At 73.8% G+C, this 1,974-nt stretch carries 2 protein-coding genes; one reads left to right on the top strand and one right to left on the bottom strand.

Annotated elements, in window-relative coordinates; translation table 11 throughout:
- Window positions 1–169 precede the first annotated feature (169 nt).
- Window positions 170–1,444, bottom strand: coding sequence for an exo-beta-N-acetylmuramidase NamZ family protein (locus tag IH13_RS0124815; RefSeq protein WP_031088013.1), 1,275 nt, complete (start codon window positions 1,442–1,444; stop codon window positions 170–172).
- A 172-nt stretch (window positions 1,445–1,616) separates the two neighbouring features.
- On the opposite strand from IH13_RS0124815, the gene IH13_RS0124810 reads away from it, so the two are divergent.
- On the top strand, window positions 1,617–1,974 hold a 358-nt coding region (locus tag IH13_RS0124810), incomplete at its 3' end, for an SDR family NAD(P)-dependent oxidoreductase (RefSeq protein ID WP_031088012.1).

Genomic DNA, 1,974 nt, shown 5'->3' with positions numbered 1-1,974 from the left:
AGGCGTCGACCTGATCGCGGACGTCACCGGCTATTTCCGCAAGTGACGTGAGTCGGAGGCGGGGTGCCCCGGGCCGGTCCCGGAGCACCCCGCTTCGCATGCCGGGACGGGGAGGCGCCCGCCCGGCGGGCACCGGGCCTCGCCGGTGCCGCGGGACGGGCGCCGGCCCTCACCGGTACAGGAGGTACTCCCGCCGCACCCGGCGGAACGCCGCGAGATCGGCCGCCCACGCGCCCACCACCTCGTCGGTGTCCGCGCCCGCGTCGATCATGGTGCGGACCCGGGTACTGCCCGTGAGCTTGTCGATCCAGTCGTCCGCACGCCACGCGAACCCGCTCCACGTCCGCTTCGCCGTCACCAGCAGCGCGATCCCCGTACGGACCGGGTCGAAGGCGGCCCGGTCGTGGACGTGGAGCTGTACGCCGCCCACCGTCTTCCCCTCGAACTTGGAGAACACCGGCGCGAAGTACGCCTCACGGAACGCCACCCCCGGCAGGTCCAGAGCGTTCACGGCCGCCGCCCACCGGTGGTCGATCCCCTCGGCGCCCAGCAGTTCGAACGGCCGGGTGGTGCCCCGCCCCTCGGAGAGGTTCGTCCCTTCGAACAGGCAGGTGCCCGAGTAGACCAGGGCCGTGTCGGGCGTCGGCATGTTCGGGCTCGGCGGCACCCACGGCAGGCCCGTGGCGTCGAAGAAGTCGGAGCGGCGCCAGCCGGACATCGTCACGACGTCCAGGTCCGCCGGCCGCGCGGCCAGGAACTCCCCGTTGAACAGCCGGGCCAGCTCGGCGACGGTCATCCCGTGCGCCTGGGCGATCTCCCGGCGCCCCACGAACGTACCGAACGCCGGATCCAGCACAGGCCCCAGGGCGGCCCGTCCGGTCACCGGGTTCGGCCGGTCCAGTACCACGAACCGCTTGCCCGCGAGCGCCGCCGCCTCCATGCAGTCGTACAGCGTCCAGATGTACGTGTAGAACCGCGCCCCGGCGTCCTGGATGTCGAAGACGACCGTGTCCACGCGGGACGCGGTGAAGACGTCGGCGAGTTCCTGGCCGCTCTTCAGGTACGTGTCGTAGACCGGCAGTCCGGTCGCCGGGTCGTCGTACCGGCCTTCCGAGCCGCCCGCCTGCGCGGTCCCCCGGAAGCCGTGCTCGGGGCCGAAGACCGCGGTGACGTCCACCCGGCGGTCCGCGTGCATCACGTCCACGATGTGCCGCACGTCGTCGGTGACCCCGGTCGGGTTGGTGACCACGCCGACCTTCTCGCCGGAGAGCGTCCGGTAGCCGTCGGCGGCCAGCCTGGCGAAGCCGGTACGGACCCCGGGGGTACCGGGACCACGGCCTGCGCCGTGCCCCGATGCGGCGGCCGTACCGGCCCCGGTGGCGGTGGCCGCGAGCGCCCCCACCGCGCCACCGGCGGCCAGCAGACCACGTCTGGACAGGGTCATCGCGCTACCTCCATGATCGTGCCGACTGTCATGGTCACGCACGCTAGCGCGGGCGGGCGTCTCGCGGAACGTCCATGACCGGGCAGATTCCGCGTCCTGGCCCGGACCCCTTCCCCGAGGACATACCGACTGGTTAGTCTGCCGGGGAGACGGCTGAGGAAGGCGGGAGCGGATGAGTACCGTGCAGGGCGCCGGCGTGGTGGTGACCGGGGCCGGAGGCGGCATCGGCGCCGCCCTGGCCCGCAGATTCGCCGCGGAGGGCGCCCGGGTCGTCGTCAACGACCTCGACGCCGACCGGATCCGGCCGCTCGCCGAGGAGATCGGCGGCACCGCCGTGGCCGGTGACGCCTCGGCCGTCGTCCCGGCCGCGCGCGACGCGCTCGGCGGCACGGTGGACGTCTACTGCGCCAACGCCGGCCTCGCCTCGGGCGGCGACGCCTTCGCCGACGAGGAGGTCTGGGCGGCGGCCTGGGACGTCAACGTCATGGCCCACGTCCGCGCGGCCCGCGCGCTGCTGCCCGACTGGCTGG

The sequence above is a fragment of the Streptomyces sp. NRRL WC-3549 genome (assembly GCF_000721935.1).
Taxonomy (GTDB): Bacteria; Actinomycetota; Actinomycetes; order Streptomycetales; family Streptomycetaceae; genus Streptomyces.
Note: the sequence above shows the minus strand (reverse complement) of the source record. Positions and strands in the feature narration are given on the sequence as shown.

Coding starts and splice junctions, on each gene's coding strand:
- IH13_RS0124815 (WP_031088013.1), bottom strand. CDS start 1,444: ATGACCCTGTCCAGACGTGGTCTGCTGGCCGCCGGTGGCGCGGTGGGG.